The organism is Mycobacterium sp. GA-1199 (assembly GCF_001500045.1).
In the GTDB taxonomy this organism is placed as follows: domain Bacteria; phylum Actinomycetota; class Actinomycetes; order Mycobacteriales; family Mycobacteriaceae; genus Mycobacterium.
Window position 1 is genome coordinate 25992 of the sequence record NZ_LQIX01000011.1, and the last position, 19186, is coordinate 45177.

Annotated in this window: 20 protein-coding genes; 14 read left to right on the top strand and 6 right to left on the bottom strand. The window is 68.3% G+C overall.

The genetic code is table 11. From position 1 onward, the window contains the following. Window positions 1-5 precede the first annotated feature (5 nt). Window positions 6-335: a type II toxin-antitoxin system VapB family antitoxin gene (locus AU198_RS08590; protein WP_064347587.1), complete on the bottom strand. Its 330-nt coding sequence runs from the start codon at window positions 333-335 to the stop codon at window positions 6-8. Window positions 336-526: 191 nt separating this feature from the next. Between AU198_RS08590 and hrcA the strand changes: the two genes are divergently transcribed. The 8 genes from hrcA to era all read left to right on the top strand — a co-directional run bounded on the left by hrcA (window position 527) and on the right by era (window position 7832). Further along, window positions 527-1558, top strand: a complete 1032-nt coding sequence (hrcA, locus tag AU198_RS08595) for a heat-inducible transcriptional repressor HrcA (protein ID WP_064347589.1) — start codon at window positions 527-529, stop codon at window positions 1556-1558. A gap of 34 nt (window positions 1559-1592) precedes the next feature. Next, the gene (gene dnaJ, locus AU198_RS08600) at window positions 1593-2738 is read left to right on the top strand and encodes a molecular chaperone DnaJ (protein WP_064347591.1); all 1146 of its coding nucleotides are present in this window, start codon (window positions 1593-1595) and stop codon (window positions 2736-2738) included. A gap of 98 nt (window positions 2739-2836) precedes the next feature. Continuing rightward, window positions 2837-3577, top strand: a complete 741-nt coding sequence (locus AU198_RS08605; RefSeq protein ID WP_064347592.1) for a 16S rRNA (uracil(1498)-N(3))-methyltransferase — start codon at window positions 2837-2839, stop codon at window positions 3575-3577. Between the two features lie 106 nt (window positions 3578-3683). After that, window positions 3684-4727 (top strand): PhoH family protein, encoded by a 1044-nt coding sequence (locus AU198_RS08610; RefSeq protein WP_064347594.1) that lies wholly within the window; start codon window positions 3684-3686, stop codon window positions 4725-4727. Window positions 4728-4735: 8 nt separating this feature from the next. After that, window positions 4736-5272, top strand: coding sequence for an rRNA maturation RNase YbeY (ybeY, locus tag AU198_RS08615; protein WP_064347598.1), 537 nt, complete (start codon window positions 4736-4738; stop codon window positions 5270-5272). Then, window positions 5269-6588: a hemolysin family protein gene (locus tag AU198_RS08620; RefSeq protein WP_064347601.1), complete on the top strand. Its 1320-nt coding sequence runs from the start codon at window positions 5269-5271 to the stop codon at window positions 6586-6588. Before ybeY ends, AU198_RS08620 begins: the two co-directional genes overlap by 4 nt. Window positions 6589-6594: 6 nt before the next feature. Then, a complete protein-coding gene (locus AU198_RS08625; RefSeq protein WP_064347603.1) occupies window positions 6595-6921 on the top strand; it encodes a cytidine deaminase-like protein in 327 nt (108 codons plus the stop codon). Further along, window positions 6918-7832 (top strand): GTPase Era, encoded by a 915-nt coding sequence (era, locus tag AU198_RS08630; protein ID WP_064347605.1) that lies wholly within the window; start codon window positions 6918-6920, stop codon window positions 7830-7832. Before AU198_RS08625 ends, era begins: the two co-directional genes overlap by 4 nt. A 1-nt stretch (window position 7833) precedes the next feature. On the opposite strand, the gene AU198_RS08635 is transcribed toward era, so the two are convergent. Both AU198_RS08635 and AU198_RS08640 read right to left on the bottom strand, forming a co-directional pair. Further along, window positions 7834-8382, bottom strand: coding sequence for a CAP domain-containing protein (locus AU198_RS08635; protein ID WP_064347607.1), 549 nt, complete (start codon window positions 8380-8382; stop codon window positions 7834-7836). Between the two features lie 11 nt (window positions 8383-8393). Further along, window positions 8394-9911 carry an amidase gene (locus AU198_RS08640; RefSeq protein WP_064347608.1) on the bottom strand — a complete coding sequence of 506 codons (1518 nt, stop codon included), beginning with the start codon at window positions 9909-9911 and terminating at the stop codon, window positions 8394-8396. A gap of 63 nt (window positions 9912-9974) precedes the next feature. Here AU198_RS08640 and recO point away from each other — a divergent pair, with 63 nt between their 5' ends. The 3 genes from recO to AU198_RS08655 are packed head-to-tail and all read left to right on the top strand — an operon-like array spanning window position 9975 to window position 12115. Continuing rightward, window positions 9975-10835, top strand: coding sequence for a DNA repair protein RecO (recO, locus tag AU198_RS08645; RefSeq protein WP_064347611.1), 861 nt, complete (start codon window positions 9975-9977; stop codon window positions 10833-10835). Continuing rightward, the gene (locus AU198_RS08650; RefSeq protein WP_064347613.1) at window positions 10765-11664 is read left to right on the top strand and encodes a decaprenyl diphosphate synthase; all 900 of its coding nucleotides are present in this window, start codon (window positions 10765-10767) and stop codon (window positions 11662-11664) included. Before recO ends, AU198_RS08650 begins: the two co-directional genes overlap by 71 nt. A gap of 25 nt (window positions 11665-11689) precedes the next feature. Next, window positions 11690-12115 carry a hypothetical protein gene (locus AU198_RS08655; protein ID WP_064347614.1) on the top strand — a complete coding sequence of 142 codons (426 nt, stop codon included), beginning with the start codon at window positions 11690-11692 and terminating at the stop codon, window positions 12113-12115. Here the strand turns inward: AU198_RS08655 and AU198_RS08660 are convergent. Both AU198_RS08660 and AU198_RS08665 read right to left on the bottom strand, forming a co-directional pair. After that, entirely contained in the window at window positions 12104-12514 is a 411-nt protein-coding gene (locus tag AU198_RS08660; protein WP_064347616.1) for a Fur family transcriptional regulator, read from the bottom strand. The two genes, AU198_RS08655 and AU198_RS08660, sit on opposite strands and share 12 nt — an antisense overlap. Continuing rightward, window positions 12511-12885: an ArsR/SmtB family transcription factor gene (locus tag AU198_RS08665; protein WP_064347618.1), complete on the bottom strand. Its 375-nt coding sequence runs from the start codon at window positions 12883-12885 to the stop codon at window positions 12511-12513. The genes AU198_RS08660 and AU198_RS08665 overlap by 4 nt, the downstream gene beginning before the upstream one ends. Before the next feature lie 158 nt (window positions 12886-13043). Here AU198_RS08665 and AU198_RS08670 point away from each other — a divergent pair, with 158 nt between their 5' ends. Beyond that, window positions 13044-14438, top strand: a complete 1395-nt coding sequence (locus AU198_RS08670; RefSeq protein ID WP_064347620.1) for a glycine--tRNA ligase — start codon at window positions 13044-13046, stop codon at window positions 14436-14438. Window positions 14439-14737: 299 nt separating this feature from the next. Beyond that, on the top strand, window positions 14738-15799 hold the full coding sequence (locus tag AU198_RS08675; RefSeq protein WP_197416067.1) for an IS110 family RNA-guided transposase: 1062 nt from the start codon (window positions 14738-14740) through the stop codon (window positions 15797-15799). A gap of 36 nt (window positions 15800-15835) precedes the next feature. On the opposite strand, the gene AU198_RS08680 is transcribed toward AU198_RS08675, so the two are convergent. Beyond that, window positions 15836-17839: a TPM domain-containing protein gene (locus tag AU198_RS08680; protein WP_064347622.1), complete on the bottom strand. Its 2004-nt coding sequence runs from the start codon at window positions 17837-17839 to the stop codon at window positions 15836-15838. On the opposite strand from AU198_RS08680, the gene AU198_RS08685 reads away from it, so the two are divergent. Beyond that, the gene (locus AU198_RS08685) at window positions 17838-19169 is read left to right on the top strand and encodes a deoxyguanosinetriphosphate triphosphohydrolase (RefSeq protein WP_082690931.1); all 1332 of its coding nucleotides are present in this window, start codon (window positions 17838-17840) and stop codon (window positions 19167-19169) included. The two genes, AU198_RS08680 and AU198_RS08685, sit on opposite strands and share 2 nt — an antisense overlap. Window positions 19170-19186: the final 17 nt, after the last annotated feature.

The window sequence follows — 19186 nt, forward strand, 5'->3', positions numbered from 1 at the left end:
TGAACCTATTGTGCTCGGGCCCACCCGTCAGCCGGGGAGGGCACGTCCATGTCGAACACCCGTGCGTGCAGCACCGTGCGGTTGCGCAGGGCGGCCCGCACCGCGCGGTGCAGCCCGTCTTCGAGGTAGACGATGCCCTTCCAGCGCACCGCGTGCGGGAACAGGTCGCCGTAGAACGTCGAATCCTCGGAGAGCAGTCGATCGAGCGCGAGCACCGTGGTGGTGGTGACCAACTCGTCGAGCCGTATCTGGCGTGGGGGGATCTGCGCCCATTGCCGGTGTGACAACCCGTGGTCGGGGTAGGGCCTACCCTCCCTGACTCCCTTGAAGATCATCGGGCCAGCGTCCTTCGAGTCGTCCCCCGGTGTCCTCCCCGGACTGTGATTTTCACAATGACAACAAGGAGCAAGGTTAGTGCACCGCAGTCGCGCGCGTTGCACGTGTCGAACGACCGCTCGGGCGCTATCGGCGCTGTTGGTGCCCCTAAAATGGGTGACAACACGATTCGAGGGGTAGGTGAGCAGACATGGGTAGCGCCGACGACCGCCGGTTCGAGGTGCTGCGCGCGATCGTCGCCGACTTCGTGGCCACCAAGGAGCCGATCGGGTCGAAGACGCTCGTCGAGCGGCACAACCTCGGTGTCTCCAGTGCGACCGTGCGCAATGACATGGCGGTGCTGGAGGCGGAGGGCTACATCGCCCAGCCCCACACCAGCTCCGGGCGGGTGCCCACCGAGAAGGGGTATCGCGAGTTCGTCGACCGGATCGACGACATCAAACCCCTGTCGTCATCGGAACGCCGCGCGATCCTGTCGTTCCTCGAATCCGGTGTCGACCTGGACGACGTACTGCGCCGCGCCGTGCGGCTGCTCGCACAGCTCACGCGGCAGGTCGCGATCGTGCAGTACCCGACGCTGTCGACCTCCACGGTTCGTCATCTCGAGGTGGTCGCGCTCACCCCGGCCAAGCTGCTGCTGGTGGTGATCACCGACACCGGCCGCGTCGACCAGCGCATGGTCGAGTTGGGCGACACGCTCGACGAGCACGATGTGAGCAAGCTGCGCGACCTGCTTGGCCAGGCACTCGAGGGCAAACCGCTGGCGGCGGCATCGGTCGCCGTCGCGGACCTGGCCTTGCACCTCGACGGGCACGGCGGGCTCGCCGACGCGGTCGGGCGGTCGGCGACGGTACTGGTCGAAACGCTGGTCGAGCACCGCGAGGAGCGCCTGCTGCTGGGCGGCACCGCCAACCTCACCCGCAACACCGCCGACTTCGGCGGCTCGCTGCGGTCGGTGCTCGAGGCGCTCGAGGAGCAGGTGGTGGTGCTGCGGCTGCTGGCGGCACAGCAGGAGGCCGGCAAGGTGACCGTGCGCATCGGCCACGAAACCGAGGCCGAGGAGATGGCCGGCACCTCCGTGGTGACCACCGCGTACGGCAGTTCGGGCAAGGTGTACGGCGGCATGGGTGTGTTGGGCCCCACCCGAATGGACTATCCGGGAACTATCGCTAATGTCGCTGCGGTTGCTCTCTATATCGGGGAAGTCTTAGGCAGCCGGTAGACACCGGCACAGGCGGAAGGTCAGGCAAGTCAGCGTGGCACGCGACTATTACGGGCTGCTCGGCGTGAGCAAGGGCGCGTCGGATGCGGAGATCAAGCGCGCCTATCGCAGGTTGGCGCGCGAACTGCATCCCGACGTCAACCCTGATGAAGAGGCCCAGGCCCGGTTCAAGGACATCAGCGCCGCCTATGAGGTGCTCAGCGATCCGGAGAAGCGCCGCATCGTCGATCTCGGCGGCGACCCGCTGGAATCGGCGTCGAACGGAGCCGGGTTCTCCGCTGGCTTCGGGGGCCTGGGCGACGTGTTCGAGGCGTTCTTCGGCGGCGGCGGCGCCACCCGGGGGCCGGTCGGCCGGGTGCGGCCGGGGTCGGATTCGCTGCTGCGAATGCGCCTGGACCTATCGGAGTGCGCGACCGGCGTGACCAAGCAGGTCACCGTCGACACCGCGGTGCTGTGCGACCTGTGCCACGGCAAGGGCACACACGGAAACTCCAGCCCGGTGGCTTGTGACACCTGCGGCGGCCGCGGCGAGATCCAGACGGTGCAGCGCTCGCTGCTGGGCCAGGTCATGACGTCGCGGCCCTGCCCGGTGTGCGGTGGGGTCGGCGAGGTCATCCCCGATCCGTGCCACCGCTGCGGCGGCGACGGCCGCGTGCGCGCCCGCCGGGAGATCAGCGTGAAGATCCCGGCCGGCGTCGGTGACGGAATGCGGGTGCGGTTGGCGGCCCAAGGCGAGGTCGGACCGGGCGGGGGACCGGCGGGCGACCTGTACGTCGAGGTGCACGAGCAGCCGCACGCCACATTCCTGCGTGACGGCGACGATCTGCACTGCACGGTTTCGGTGCCGATGGTGGACGCGGCGCTGGGTACCAGCGTCACCGTCGACGCGATCCTCGATGGGCCGACCGAGATCGCGATCCCGTCCGGGACGCAGCCCGGCGCCGTCGTCACGCTGCGCGGTCACGGCATGCCGCACCTCCGCTCCGGGGTGCGGGGCGACCTGCACGCACACATCGATGTCGTGGTGCCGTCGCGGCTGGACAACGAGGACGCCGAATTGCTGCGCAAGCTCAAGGCGAAGCGCGCCCGCGACGTCGCCGAGGTGCGCTCCGCGCAGCCGACGGCCGCGGGCGGCGGCGGGCTGTTCAGCCGGCTGCGTGAGACGTTCAGCGGCCGCTGATCGGGCAGTGGTATGCCGACGCCTATGCGCGAGACTGCGCTGAGGGCTGTGCCGAACCGTGATCGGCAACCATCAGTGCAGTCTCGGGTCTACAAGCCGTGACGCAGGGCCTGTTCTACGTCGACTCCCTGCCTGCGGTCGGTGAGTTGGCGGTCGTCGAGGGCGACGAGGGCTTTCACGCCGCCAATGTGCGCCGCATCCGGCCGGGTGAGCCGCTGCAGCTCAGCGACGGCGCCGGAGAGTTGGCGAACTGCGAGGTCAGCGAGGTCACAAAGGGCAGGTTGACCGCGCGCGTGCTGGACCGGCGCTTCGTACCGCCCCCGTCGCCGACCGTGACCGTCGTGCAGGCGCTGCCCAAGTCGGACCGCTCGGAACTGGCGATCGAATTGGCGACCGAGGCGGGCGCCGATGCGTTCGTGGCCTGGCAGGCCGCGCGCTGCGTGGCCCGGTGGGACTCGGCGGCCAAGGCCGAAAAGGGTTTGCGCCGGTGGGGTGCGGTGGCCCGCTCGGCGGCCCGGCAGTCGCGGCGGGCACGCATCCCCGAGGTCAGCGGACCCGTTTCGACGGCCCAGTTGGTCGCCGGGCTCGGCGACCGGGACGCCGTCGTAGTCGTGCTGCACGAATCGGCGACGCAGCGGCTCGCCGATGTGCCGGTGGCCGCGGCGGATTCGGTGGTCCTGGTGGTGGGGCCCGAAGGTGGCATCGCCGACGACGAGATCGCAGCGCTGACAGACGCGGGCGCGACGGTCGTGCGGTTGGGGCCCACGGTGCTGCGGACCTCGAGTGCCGCGGCCGTCGCGCTGGGGGCGTTGGGCGTGCTGACCGACCGGTGGTCGTGATACACGGCCGCCTCGAGCATTGGGTCGTGTCGCTGACCAGCGGTAAACTGTGAACAGACCATCTGCAACGGCCAGGTCAGAACCAGAAAGCAGGCACTGAACCCTCTTGACGCCCCGCGAGACGACCGCTGACTCTGATCAGTCTTCTGAGTCGGTACGCAGCAGCATCAACATTCCGCCCGACCTCGTCGTGGGCCTATTGGGTTCCGCCGACGAGAATCTGCGCGCGCTCGAACGCGTCCTGGCGGCCGACATCCATGTGCGCGGCAACGCGCTGACCCTGTCCGGCGAACCCGCCGACGTCGCGCTGGCCGAACGGGTGATTTCCGAGCTGATCGCGATCGTGAGCAACGGGCAGGCCCTGAACCCCGACGTCGTGCGGCACAGCGTCGGGATGCTCACCGGAACCGGCAACGAGTCGCCCGCCGAGGTGCTCACCCTCGACATCCTGTCGCGGCGCGGCAAGACCATCCGGCCCAAGACGCTGAACCAGAAGCGCTACGTCGACGCCATCGACGCGCACACCATCGTGTTCGGCGTCGGCCCGGCGGGCACCGGCAAGACGTATCTGGCGATGGCCAAGGCGGTCAACGCTTTACAGTCCAAGCAGGTGTCGCGGATCATCCTCACCCGGCCTGCCGTGGAGGCCGGTGAGCGACTCGGCTTCCTGCCCGGCACGCTGAGCGAGAAGATCGACCCGTATCTGCGCCCGCTCTACGACGCATTGCACGACATGATGGACCCCGAGTTGATCCCGAAGCTGATGAGCGCCGGGGTGATCGAGGTGGCGCCGCTGGGGTACATGCGTGGCCGCACCTTGAATGATGCGTTCATCATCCTCGACGAGGCGCAGAACACCACCGCCGAGCAGATGAAGATGTTTTTGACCCGGCTCGGCTTCAACTCCAAAATCGTTGTGACAGGCGATATCACGCAGGTCGACCTGCCCGGCGGCGCCGCTTCGGGCCTGCACGCGGCGATGCGGATTCTCGACGGCATCGACGACATCCACTTCGCCGAGCTCACCAGCGCCGACGTCGTGCGGCACCGGCTGGTCTCGGAGATCGTCGATGCGTACGCGCGACACGACGAACCCACGCAGCTGAACCGGGCACAGCGCCGCGCCTCCGGCTCCCGGTCCCGACGGTAGCGGTCGATATGAGCATCGAGGTGTCCAACGAGTCGGGCATCGACGTCTCCGAAGAGGAACTGATCAGCGTCGCCCGCTTCGTCATCCGCAAGATGAAGGTCAACCCCGCGGCCGAATTGTCGATGGTGCTGCTCGACACCGCGGCGATGGCCGATCTGCACATGCGGTGGATGGACCTGCCCGGTCCCACCGACGTCATGAGCTTCCCCATGGACGAGCTGGAGCCCGGCGGCCGGCCCGACGCCCCCGAACCCGGTCCGGCGATGTTGGGCGACATCGCGCTGTGCCCGCAGTTCGCCGCCGATCAGGCCGCCGCGGCCGGGCATTCGCTGGGCCAGGAGCTGGCGCTGCTCACCGTGCACGGGGTGTTGCACCTGCTGGGCTACGACCACGCCGAGCCCGCCGAGGAAAAAGAGATGTTCACCCTGCAGCGTCAACTGCTCGAGGAGTGGGTCGCCGACCAGGTCGAGGCCTACCACCAGGACCGCCAGTCCGAGAAGGAACGCCGGCTTCTCGACAACTCCCGATACTTCGACGAGCTGTGACCGGCGCCGGACAGCTGATCTTCGCGATCGTCCTCGTCTTCTTCGGCGGGCTTTTCGCGGCGATCGACGCGGCGCTGAGCACGGTGTCGATGGCCCGCGTCGAGGAACTCGTCCGCGAGGAACGACCGGGAGCGGTGCGGTTGGCCAGGGTGATGGCCGAGCGCCCGCGCTACATCAACCTGATCGTGCTGCTGCGCATCGCTTGTGAGGTCGGGCCGACGGTGTTGCTGGCCGCCTACCTCGACGGGCATCTCGGCGTCACATGGGGGTTGTTCGTCGCCGCCGCGATCATGGTGGTGGTGAGCTTCGTCGTGATCGGCGTCGGCCCCCGCACAATCGGCAGACAACACGCCTACACGATCGCCCTGCTCGCCGCCCTTCCGCTGCAAGCGCTTTCGGTGTTGCTGACACCGATCAGCCGGCTGCTGGTGCTGATCGGGAACGCGCTGACACCGGGTCGCGGATTCCGCAACGGCCCGTTCGCCTCCGAGATCGAACTGCGCGAGGTGGTTGACCTGGCGCAGCAGCGCGGTGTGGTGGCCGACGACGAGCGGCGAATGATCCAGTCGGTGTTCGAACTTGGTGACACCCCGGCACGCGAGGTCATGGTGCCGCGCACCGAGATGGTGTGGATCGAAAGCGACAAGACGGCGGGGCAGGCGACCTCGCTCGCCGTGCGCAGCGGCCACTCCCGTATCCCCGTGATCGGGGAGAACGTCGACGACATCGTCGGCGTCGTCTACCTCAAAGACCTTGTACAGCGGACGTACTACTCGACCGACGGCGGTCGCGGCACCAAGGTTTCCGATGTCATGCGGCGCACGGTGTTCGTACCCGATTCCAAGCCGCTCGACGAGCTGCTGCGCGAGATGCAACGCGACCGCGTCCACATGGTGCTGCTGGTCGACGAGTACGGTGCGATCGCCGGCCTGGTCACCATCGAGGATGTGCTCGAGGAGATCGTCGGTGAGATCGTCGACGAGTACGATGCCGGCGAAGTGGTCCCCGTAGAAGACCTGGGCGACAACCGCTATCGCGTCTCGGCCCGGTTGCCGATCGAGGACCTCGGCGAGCTCTACGACATCGAGTTCGACGACGATCTCGACGTGGACACTGTCGGCGGTCTGGTCGCGCTGGAACTCGGTCGCGTCCCGCTCCCGGGCGCGGAGGTGACGTGGGACGGGCTGCGGCTGCAGGCCGAAGGCGGACCGGACCACCGCGGGCGGGTGCGCATCGGCACGGTGCTGGTCAGTCGCACCGAGTCTGACCAAGGAGACGGCGAGGACAACAATGAGCGCTTGGGCGAAGAGCGGTGAGGCACGATGACTGACCTCGACAGTGAGGACGCCAAGCTCGTGACGCTGGCGCGCGGGGCGATGGCGAGGGCCGAGGCGGGCAGCGGCGCCGCCGTGCGTGACCGCGACGGGCGCACCTACGCGGCGGCTCCGGTGGCGCTGACGGCGTTGGAACTGACCGCCTTACAGGCCGCGGTGGCCGCAGCGGTGTCGAGCGGTGCCACCGGTCTGGAGGCCGCGGTGGTGCTCGGCGGATCCTCCGACGACGCGGGCGTGGCGGCGGTGCGCGAGCTGTCGGCGGACGCGGTGGTGATCGTCGCCGATCGGTCCGGGCGTCCGGTGTCAAACCCGTGAGCGACGAATTCCGTTCGGGCTTCGTCTGTTTCGTCGGCCGGCCCAACACCGGTAAGTCGACGTTGACCAACGCGCTGGTCGGCACCAAGGTCGCGATCACGTCGAACCGCCCGCAGACCACCCGGCACACCATCCGCGGAATCGTGCACCGGGAGAAATTCCAGATCGTGCTCGTCGATACCCCGGGGCTGCACCGTCCGCGCACGCTGCTCGGCCAGCGGCTCAACGACCTGGTCAAGGACACCTACTCCGAGGTCGACGTCATCGGATGGTGCATCCCCGCCGACGAGAAGATCGGCCCCGGCGACCGCTGGATCCACGACCAGATCCGCGCGGTCGCCCCCAAGACCACGCTGGTCGCGATTGTCACCAAGATCGACAAGGTGTCCAGGGACCGCGTCGCGGCGCAACTGGTCGACGTGAGCGAACTGGTCGGCCCCGACACCGAGATCGTTCCGGTGTCGGCGACCGCGGCGGACAACCTCGATGTGCTCGTCGACGTGCTGGCTTCCGAACTGCCGCCGGGGCCCGCGTTCTACCCCGACGGGGAGCTCACCGACGAGCCCGAGGAGACCCTGATGGCCGAGCTGATCCGTGAGGCCGCGCTCGAAGGTGTGCGCGACGAACTCCCTCACTCGCTGGCCGTCGTCATCGAGGAGGTCACCCCGCGGGAAGGCCGCACACCGGAGCAGGGTGAGCTGATAGACGTGCACGCCATCCTGTTCGTCGAACGCGAAAGCCAGAAGGGCATTGTCATCGGCAAGGGCGGGGCCAGGTTGCGCGAGGTCGGCACCGCCGCGCGAAAGCAGATCGAAAAGCTGCTGGGCACCAAGGTCTATCTCGACCTGAGGGTCAAGATCGCCAAGAACTGGCAACGCGACCCGAAACAGCTGGGCCGCCTGGGTTTCTAGCTCAGCTCTGGGCGCCCGAGCCGGGCTCCCCGAAGGGCCGTCCAGGGCCGTGTGCCGGTGGGGCGCCGTCCCCCTTGCCGTAGACCGCCACCACCACCGTGCGGTCGAGCGCGTTCGCCGACCACACGCCGATGTCGACGTTAGAACAGTCGGCCATGATCGCCTTGTAGTCGGGCCGGTGGTACCACTGGTTGATCAACTCGATGCCGCTCATCGCCAGCGCGGGGTTGATGGCCACCGTCTCCGTGACGGCGCCCGCGTAGCCGGCATTGCGCGCCCGGTCGGCCACCGTGCTTCCGTCCGACCCGATGTCGCCGCCCAGCGCTCGGTTGTTGAGCACGTCGTTGGTGTGCCATTCGGCGGCCAGGCGCAGCTTCGGGTTGATCTTGATGTCGGTGTCGCAGCCGGCCTGTCGCTGCACGGTGTAGACGTTGGCCACCACACCGTCGTTGAACCGCTTGTTGTCAGCGGCCGCGGTCGGAACTCCAGTCACCAAGCCGCCCACCAGCCCCAGAACCGGCAATGCGCACGCGTAACGCAGCGCTCTCATGTCGGCAGACTCTACGCGACCTCGTCGGAGACGTCCTCGTCTTCGCGCCGGTCGTGGGCCGCCGCGGGCTCCTCGGACGCCGCGGTTTCGGGGTCGGGGGCGGGTGCGGGGAGCCACCACGGGTCGGGCTGGCGCACCGTCCAGCCGTTGATCGCCTCCAGTTCCGCGGCCAGCGAGACCAGCAACGGTTCGCTGTTGGCCGGGCCCATCAGCTGAACGCCGATCGGCAGACCTTCGGAGGTGAATCCGGCCGGCACGTTGATCGACGGCCAGCCCAGCAGATTCCACGGCCAGGTCACCGGGCACGCCTTGATCATCGTGCGGTCGGTGGCCAGCCCGCCGAGCTCGTCGAACTCGTGCACCTTCGGCGGCGGCTGCGCGGTCGTCGGCGCCAGCACCACATCGGCGATGTTGAAGATGTATCCGATGCGACGGTGCGCGCGAGCCTCGCGGGCGCGGGCCTTGCGCAGCACGTGCTCCGAGAGCAGCCGGCCGGTGCGCAGGTTCGCCTTGGTCCGTTTGTCCAGGGTGACGCCATGACCGAGCCGGTCCGCCCAGTCCAGCAGCCCCGACGTGGACCGGGACAGGAAGTTCCACGACATCTCGAGGCTGTAGTCGGGATCGGCGGCGAACAGGCTGTGCCCGAGGTCCTCGAGCTGAGCGGCGACGACAGACATCGCTGCCTGGATCTCCGGGTGCAACTTGGCCCGGAACACCGTGAACGGAAACTTCGTCGACATCGCGATCCGCAGGGGGCCGGGCGCCTGAGCCACGTACTCCGAAACCTTGACCGGCGGCGGCTGGTGGCGATCGTCCGCGACGTTGCCGGACGCGGCGTCGAGCACCAGCGCGGCATCGGCGACGGTGCGCGCCAGCACACCGTTGACCGTGATCCCGTTGAACGCCTCGGGCAGCGGCCATGTCGAGATGCGGCCGCGCTGCGGTTTGATGCCGACGAGATGTGTCCACGCGGCGGGGATGCGCACGCTGCCCGCCCCGTCGGATCCGATCGCGGCGGTCACCAGCCCGGCCGCCACCGCCGCGGCGCTGCCGCCGGACGAACCGCCGGGCGTGTGGTCGCGCGACCACGGGTTGCGGGTGTGGCCGAATGCGGGCCCGCTGGTGAACGGCCACTGACCCAGTTCGCAGGTGTTGGTCTTGCCGACGATGACCGCGCCCGCGGCCTTCAACCGCCGCACCACCTCGGCGTCCCGGGTCGCGGGGCGGACGTCTCCGTCGGCGCCGAACCTGGTCGGGTGGCCCGCGACGTCGACGTCGTCCTTGACCGCGATGGGTATGCCGCAGAGCGGATACTTCGAAAGATCATGGCCCGCGGCGCGTTTGCGGTCCGCGCGGGCGGCGTCGGCCAGGGCCTGCTCGGTGAACACGACGCGGAACGCGTTGAGCGTCGGCTGGCTGGCCGCGATGGCGTCGAGCGAGCGCGTAACCAGTTCCACCGACGTGACAGAGCCGCTCGCCAGCTGGAAGAGCTGTTGAGTGAGTGTGGGGAAGCGCGCGTTTTTGACCATCGAGTGAAAGCTTATCGGCGGTGCGGATCGGAATCTGACGGACCGCAGTGGGAGACTGAACCGATGCGGCTGTATCGGGACCGGGCGGTGGTGCTGCGCCAGCACAAGCTCGGCGAGGCCGACCGCATCGTGACACTTCTCACCCGCGATCACGGGTTGGTGCGGGCGGTGGCCAAGGGGGTGCGGCGCACCCGCAGCAAGTTCGGCGCCAGGCTGGAGCCGTTCGCGCACATCGACGTTCAGCTGCATCCGGGCCGCAACCTCGACATCGTCACCCAGGTACAGGCCATCGACGCGTTCGCCTCCGACATCGTCAGCGACTACGGCCGCTACACCTGTGCCTGCGCGGTGTTGGAGACCGCCGAACGCCTGGCCGGTGAGGAACGCGCCCCGATGCCCGCGCTGCACCGGTTGACGGTGGCCGCGTTGCGGGCAGTGGCCGACGGCGGCCGACCCCGTGAGCTCGTGTTGGATGCGTACCTGTTGCGCGCCATGGGCATCGCGGGCTGGGCCCCGGCGTTGACCGAGTGTGCCCGCTGCGCTGCGCCGGGTCCCCACCGGGCGTTCCACGTGGCGGCCGGGGGCAGCGTGTGCGTGCACTGCCGGCCCTCCGGGTCGGTGACCCCGCCGCAGGCTGTGCTGGACCTGATGGCCGCGCTGCATGACGGGGATTGGGAGCACGCCGAGACGTCGACGGCGTCGCACCGCAGCCAGGCCAGCGGGCTGGTGGCCGCACATCTGCAGTGGCACCTGGAGCGCCAATTGCGGACGTTGCCGCTGGTGGAACGGGTGTACCGGGTGGATAAGAGTGTCGGCGACGAGCATGTGTCGGTGGTCGGGCAGGATGTGCCACATGGCAAGCGAACGGGATGGGCGGAGGAAGAAGGCTCCGCCGACCTACCCACAGCTGCCCCCGGCGCCTGACGACTATCCCACGTTCCCGGACAAGTCGACGTGGCCCGTCGTCTTCCCCGAGATCCCCGCGGGCACCAACGGCCGGTTCGCGCGTCCGCCCCAGCACACGTCGAAGGAGGCCGCGCCGCGGATCCCGGCCGACCAGGTGCCCCGCCACGTCGCGGTCGTCATGGACGGCAACGGGCGCTGGGCCACTCAGCGTGGCCTGCACCGCACCGAGGGGCACAAGATGGGTGAGGCCGTCCTCATCGACATCACCTGTGGCGCAATCGAAATCGGCATCAAACACCTGACGGTGTATGCGTTTTCCACCGAGAACTGGAAACGCAGCACCGAAGAGGTGCGCTTCCTGATGGGTTTCAACCGGGAGGTGGTGCGTCGCCGCCGGGAGAATCTCAACGACATGGGCGTGCGGATGCGCTGGGTGGGCTCGCGGCCGCGCATGTGGCGCAGCGTGATCAAGGAGTTCGACATCGCCGAGCAGATGACCGTCGGCAACGACGTCATCACCATCAACTACTGCGTCAACTACGGCGGCCGCACCGAGATCGTCGAGGCGACCCGTGAGCTCGCGCGGTTGGCCGCCGACGGCAAGATCAAGCCGGACCGCATCAGCGAGGCGACGTTCGCCAAGCACCTGCACCGCTCCGACATCCCCGACGTCGACCTGTTCATCCGGACCTCGGGGGAGCAGCGCGCCAGCAACTTCCTGCTCTGGCAGGCCGCCTACGCGGAGTTCGTCTTCCAGGACAAGTTGTGGCCGGACTACGACCGGCGTGATCTGTGGGCCGCCTGCGAGGAGTACGTCAACCGCAACCGGCGCTTCGGGAGAGCCTGATGATGTACCTGAGCGGCAGAGCCTGATGGCACTGCAGGAGCGCCTCGGCGAGATCCTCGAAGGCGTGCTGCCCGTGACGCGCGAGGACGACGGGGCGGTCACCGTTCACCACGACGAGACCTTCGCCTCCCTGCGCACGGTTCCGGTCGCCGAGGGTCTGGAGTTGGTGTCGCTCACCCAGATTCTGGCCTGGGATCTACCGCTGGACGCCAAGCTGCGCGCCGCGGTCGCCGAACACGCCCACAACACGCTGCTGGGTACGGTGTCGCTGGCCTCCAAGAGCGCACCGAAGGAGGTTGCCGCCGGAGCCAAGCGCAACTCGAAGAAGGCCGCGGATGTGCTGTTGCGCTACAACTTTCCCGCCGCCGGGCTCACCGACGACGCACTGCGCACGCTGATCCTGATGGTGCTCGCCACCGGCGCCGAGGTACGCCGCGCGTTAGTCGGCTGAACCGTTCGTCGCCGCGCACTGGCCGCAGACGCCGAAGATCTCGATCGTGTGGCTGACATCGGAGAAGCCGTGCTGCCGGGCGATGTCGGCCGTCCAGGTCTCGACGTCGCCGCCCTGGATCTCCACCGTCGAACCGCACGCGCGGCAGACCAGGTGGTGATGGTGGTCTTCCGAACAGCGGCGGTACACCGACTCGCCGGTGTCGGTGCGCAACGTGTCGACGACGCCTGAGGCCGCCATCTGTTGCAGGGTGCGGTACACGGTCGTCAGCCCGATGCCCTCGCCGCGCCGGCGGAGCTCGTCGTGGAGTTCCTGGGCCGAACGAAACTCGTGGACGTTCTCCAGCAGGGCTGCAATGGCCGCACGTTGTCGGGTGGCGCGCACTCCGGTCGTGTTCACTCGTGGCCCTCGGCCGCGTGCGTCACCGCAGCGACGACGATGTCGGCGAGGTGATGATCGACGAGGCGGTACATCACCTCGCGCCCGGACCGTTCACCGGCAACGACGCCCGCGGCCTTCAGGATGCGCAGGTGCTGGCTGACCAACGGCTGGGGCACGGCCAGCGCGTCGACGAGCTCGTGCACGCAGCGCGCCGACTCCCGCAACTGCAGCACGATCGCGATGCGGACGGGGGCGGCCAACGCCCTCAGCAGGTCGCCGGAGGTGTCGAGCACGTCGCGCGGCGGCAGCTCGGGAAGCGGTGCGCCGCCGTGGTCGTGGGCGTCCCCGGTGGCGTCGCGCCCGTCAGCCAAAGTGGAAACGATTTTCATTACGGCCAACAATACATGCGCTTCCATGCATGTCAACGCCGGACCGCAGCCCCCCAACCCTTGGCGCGAGCGACCGTGTCTGTCCCCGAAATCGCGGCGTGTCGCCGTCCAAATGCGGTCGCTCGGCGGCGGTGAGGGTGTGGCTAGGCTATGCAGTCGTGGCTCATTCTTCCTCGATCATCGACACCGTTGCGAACCTGGCCAAGCGGCGCGGTTTGGTCTATCAGGCGGGGGAGATCTACGGCGGCACCAAGTCGGCGTGGGACTACGGCCCGCTCGGCGTGGAACTCAAGGAGAACATCAAGCGCCAGTGGTGGCGGGCGGTGGTCACCAGCCGCGAAGACGTCGTGGGCCTGGACTCGTCGATCATCCTGCCCCGCGAGGTGTGGGTGGCGTCCGGACACGTCGACGTGTTCAACGACCCGCTCGTCGAGTGCCTCAACTGCCACAAGCGGCATCGACAGGATCACCTGCAGGAGAACTACGCCGAGAAAAAGGGGATCGAGGATCCCGAATCCGTCGCGATGACCGAGATCGCCTGCCCGGACTGCGGGACGAAAGGCCAGTGGACCGAACCGCGTGACTTCAACATGATGCTCAAGACCTACCTCGGTCCGATCGAAACCGAGGAAGGCCTGCACTATCTGCGGCCGGAGACCGCGCAGGGCATCTTCGTCAACTTCACCAATGTGGTGACCACGCAACGCAAGAAGCCCCCGTTCGGCATCGCGCAGACTGGCAAGAGCTTCCGCAACGAGATCACCCCGGGCAACTTCATCTTCCGGACCCGCGAGTTCGAGCAGATGGAGATGGAGTTCTTCGTCGAGCCGTCGACCGCCCGCGAATGGCACCAGTACTGGATCGACGAGCGGCTGCAGTGGTACGTCGACCTGGGCATCGACCGCGACAACCTCCGGCTCTACGAGCATCCGAAGGAGAAGTTGTCGCATTACTCCGACCGCACCGTCGACATCGAGTACAAGTTCGGGTTCCAGGGCAACCCGTGGGGTGAGCTCGAGGGTGTGGCCAACCGCACCGACTTCGACTTGTCAACGCACTCAAAGCATTCCGGTGCCGATCTGTCGTACTACGACCAGGCCAACGACACCCGCTACGTTCCCTACGTGATCGAGCCGGCGGCCGGGCTGACGAGGTCGTTCATGGCGTTCCTGGTCGACGCCTACGCCGAGGACGAGGCGCCCAACGCCAAGGGCGGCGTCGACAAGCGCACCGTGTTGCGGCTGGATCCGCGGCTCGCGCCGGTGAAGGCCGCGGTGCTGCCCCTGTCGCGCAACGAGGCGCTCTCGCCGAAGGCGCGGGACCTGGCCGCGGAACTGCGCAAGTGCTGGAACGTGGAGTTCGACGACGCGGGCGCGATCGGGCGCCGCTACCGTCGCCAGGACGAGATCGGCACCCCGTTCTGCGTGACGGTCGACTTCGACACGCTCGAGGATCAGGCCGTCACCGTCCGCGAGCGCGACGCGATGACGCAGGACCGGGTGTCACTGGACAACGTCAGCGACTACCTCGCCGCCCGGCTCAAGGGCTGCTAGCCCCACTACCGCGAGCGCCCGTGTTTGTCCGCAACACGCCGCGAAACTGTGACACTTCGCTCAGTGTCAGAGTGATGGTACTGCGCTGCGGTGTGTCGGCGTGACATCGCCCGTTGCGTAGTGGTTGGTTCCGGACCACCCGATGTCTGACCCTGCATTTCGCTGTCACCTTCGGTTGATGTTCGACCGTTTTGTCGGCATCGGGTGTGAAGGACCGGCCGGCGTGACCTGATAGGAGCGTGGCATCGCCCCCACTGAGCTTTGTCCGCCGACCGGCCCAACCTCGTGTCACCTGATATGTGAAGGAGACATTCACCATGGTTGTCGTTGGAGTCGATGTACACAAGCGCACCCATACCTTTGTGGCGGTCAACGAGGTCGGCCGCAAACTCGAGGCCAAGACCGCCAAGGCCACCAGCGCCGGACATACCGAGGCCATCAGGTGGGCGCGGGAGCGTTTCGGCACTGACCTCATCTGGGGTATCGAGGACTGCCGCAACATGTCGGCACGCCTGGAACGTGACCTGCTTTCGCACGGGCAGAAAGTGGTGCGGGTGCCGACGAAGTTGATGGCCCAAACCCGGGCCTCGGCGCGCAGCCAGGGCAAGTCTGATCCGATCGACGCCGAGGCGGTGGCGCGGGCAGTATTGCGCGAACCCGATCTGCCGATCGCCTCCCATGATGAGATCTCTCGTGAACTCAAGTTGCTGGTGGACCGGCGTGAAACCCTTGTGGGGCAACGCACCGCAACGATCAACTCGCTGCGCTGGCGGATCCATGAACTCGACCCTGAGTTCGTTCTGGGCGCACTGGACCGCGATAAACATCAGCAGGCATTGTGGGCCGTTTTGGATGCTCACTCAGGCTTGGTGGCCGAACTCGCCGGCGAGGAGCTGCTCGAGATCATCGAGCTCACCGACAAGATCAACGCGTTGGAAAAGCGCATCGGCGCGCGGGTGCGCGAGGTCGTCCCGACCCTGCTGGAGTTGCCTGGCTGTGGCGAGCTCACCGCCGCCAAGATCGTTGGCGAAACCGCCGGAATCACCCGTTTCAGCAGCGAAGCCGCCTTCGCCCGCCACGCCGGAGTGGCACCGATCCCAGTGTGGTCTGGCGATAACACCGGCCGGGTGCGGTTGAGCCGCGCCGGTAACCGCCAACTCAACGCCGCACTACACCGCATCGCCATCACCCAGATCCGCTGTCCGGGCCCCGGCCAGAGCTACTACCGAAAGAAACTCGAGCGGAAAACCAAAAAGGCTGCACTGCGCTGCCTCAAGCGCTATATCGCCCGCGACGTCGTCCACCGCCTGCGCACCGACCATCAAACCCACGATCAATCACCGCAACACGCCGCCGCTTGACATAGGAGCTATGGTCGCTAGCGCGCCCCGGGCGACCTAGAAGCGGCCGCCGCCGCCGAACATCCCGCCGCCGCCACCGGAGCCGCCGAACGAACCGGGGCTGAATCCGCCCCCGCCGAATCCGCCGAACCCGCCGCGCATTCCTCCGCTGAGGATGTTGCCGATGAGGATGCCGCCGATGATCGCGCCCATGTTGCCGCCACCACCGCGGCCACCCCCGAACGGTCCCATGTACGAACTCTGCGCGTTCTGGACGTCGGCGTTGGCCAGGTTCTGCGCCTGTGAGGCGAGCATCGCCGCGCCGTTGGCGTGCTTGATGGCCTCGGCCGGATCGGTGGACCGCCTCTCTTCGGCCGCGCCGATCTGACGGACGGCCTCGGCCAGCCGGGTCCGGGCCTCGGGACCGACGATGCCGCGACGGGTGTCGATGAAGTCCGACACCGACCGCACCCGCGACCGCGCCGTGAACAGCGCCTCGTCCAGCGCCCGGTTGAGTCGTTCGGCGGCCTCCCGCTCCTGCTCGACGGCGGCCAGCAGCCGATCGAGATCCGCGTCAGCTTTCGTCAGTTCGGTGAAAGTCCCCAGCGGGTCAGTGGCTTTCGAGCGCTGCGCGGCGGCGACGGCGGCCGCTGCCGCGTCACGCGCCTTGGCCAACTGCGCCGCCTGCGGCACGCTTCCCTGCTGCAGCAGGGCGCCGGCCTGCTTGATGCCGTTCTGGATGTCCTCGATAGCTGCGGGCAACGTGGCAGCGGCGCGGCGGATGTCACTGGCGGCGCTGTCCACCGCGTCGAGCAGTCCGCGCGCCTGCACCAGCGCCGACTCCGCCGCACGGACGCATTCGACGAGCTCACTCTGGCGGCCCGGCACCGGGCGTGCGGCGAGGTCGCGCCCGCGGCTGATGCTCTCATCGGCGAAGTCGAGGAGCTCTTTGGCCGCGTCGACGTTGCCGGCCACCGAGCTCAGCGCCGTCGCATCGAACTCGCTGTGCAGTTCGGCGAGTTTCTGACGCGACGGCTCGAGCCGGGCGGTGATGTCGACGACGCGCTGCGTCATCGAGTCCAGTTTGGACGGGGCGTTGATCACCAGGTTCCGCAGTTCGGTGAACGCGTCGCGCTGCGCGTCCAGCTCCCGGTCGGCCTTGGCCGCCGCCACGACCACGCGGGTCAGCAGGTCGCGCCGCTGCGCCGGGGTTTCGGGGATGGCGTCGTCGAGGATCTGCCGGACGTTGAATGCTTGAGCGAGCGTGGTTTTCGCGTTGGTGACCGCCCGCGTGAACGGCTCGGTCCGTGCGGTGCCGAACTCCTCGACCGCCAACTCGAGTTCGTGGTCGCTGGTCCGCACCGCGTTGTCGACCTCGACCACCATCGCTCGCGAGAGGTCGTCGAGCGCGTCCAGCGACACCGCCGCCAGGGCCTGCGGGTCACTCGGGTCGACTCTGCGCGCAGCGGCGAATTCGGCCTCCCGGCGCTTGCGCCTGCGCCGACGCCGCCAGATCATCAGCACCACCACCGCGAGCGCGATCACTCCCAGGGCGATGAGCAATCCGGTCCAGCTGAGCGTCGAACCCGAGCTGCCCGAGCGGGCGAGCCCTTCGGCGGCCGCGACCGCCGCCCCGGCCCAGTCGCTGTTGCGCAGTGCGGGCTCGATGTCGTTGCGCCGCACGCTTTCCACCCGGCCCGAGCTCAACTCCGTCGCGCTGTCGGGCACCAGGAAGGCGTACGAACGGTCGACCGTGGCCACCGCCAACAGGGCGTCATAGGAACCCAGGTCGCTCGTGCGCATGGTGTTGCGCGCCCACGTCTCGGCCGGCTGACCGGAGAACGTGTCGACGTAGACGACCCACAACCGGGTCCTGCTGCTGTTGTAGAGCGAGTCGACCGCCGAGGTCACGTCCGCCTGGCCGGCGCTGTCGAGGGCGCCCGCGTTGTCGGTGACGTAACCCGGCAGTCGAAACGGCGGCTCGGCTGCCACCGTCGGCGCGATGAGCGTGCCGGCGGTGAGCATGGCGAGCACGAGGGTCAGCAAGCGGACGAGGCGCATGCCCGCCAATCTAGTGCGCGCCACGGTCGGGCCGGTTTTGGTGCTGGCAGACTATCCGTCGGTGACAGGCAAGCTGACAGGGCACGGAGATCCCTACGACGAGGTCGACCGCCAGAGATGGGTGGTCGAGCCGCCGAAGGGCGCCGCGCTGCCCGGTACCGACACCGAGCACCGCACCGATTTCGCGCGTGACCGGGCGCGGGTGCTGCACTGTGCGGCCCTTCGCCGGTTGGCCGACAAGACGCAGGTGGTCGGGCCGCGCCAGGGTGAAACGCCACGCACCCGGCTGACCCATTCGCTGGAGGTCGCCCAGATCGGCCGCGGTATGGCGATCGGCCTGGGCTGCGACCCGGACCTCGTCGACCTCGCCGGCCTGGCTCACGACATCGGTCACCCGCCGTACGGCCACAACGGCGAGCGTGCCCTCAACGAGATCGCCGCCGACTGCGGCGGCTTCGAGGGCAACGCCCAGAATTTCCGAATCCTGACCCGCCTCGAGCCGAAAACCCTTGACGCAGAAGGCGGTAGCGCGGGGCTGAACCTCACCCGGGCCGCGCTGGACGCCGTCACCAAGTATCCGTGGCGACGCGGAAGCCGACCCACCAAGTTCGGTTTCTACGAGGACGACGTGCCGGTGGCCGACTGGGTGCGCGCCGATGCGCCCGCGGAGAAACCCTGCCTGGAGGCCCAGGTCATGGACTGGGCCGACGACGTCGCCTATTCGGTGCACGACGTCGAGGACGGGGTGGTCTCCGGTCGCATCGACATGCGGGTGCTGGCCGACACGGACGCCGCGGCGGTACTGGGTCGGTTGGGGGAGTCGAGCGGGATGGGTGCCGGGCTGCGGTCCGACGACCTGGTGGCCGCCGCATCGCGGCTGTCCAGTCTGCCGGTCGTGGCCGCTGTGGGTAAGTACGACGGCACGCTGGCCGCATCCGTCGCGCTCAAGAAGCTGACCAGCGAGCTCGTCGGCCGGTTCGCGTCCGCGGCCATCGCGGCGACCCGCGAGCAATCCGGCCGGGGGCCCTTGGTTCGCTACCAGGCCGACGTGCACGTCCCGGAGCTGGTGCGGGCCGAGGTGGCCGTGCTCAAGATCCTGGCCCTGCAGTTCATCATGTCGGATCCCCGGCATCTGGAACTGCAGGCCCGGCAGCGCGAACGCGTGCACCGCGTGGTGGGGTGGGTCGCCGCCGGCGCACCGGCGACGCTCGACCCCATCTTCGTACCGGCTTTCAATTCCGCCGGCGACGACGGCGCCCGCCTGCGGGTGATCATCGACCAGGTCGCGTCCTTCACCGAGGGTCGCCTCGAGCGGTTGGAACCCGCCTAGGCCTTCGCGCGGGGCGC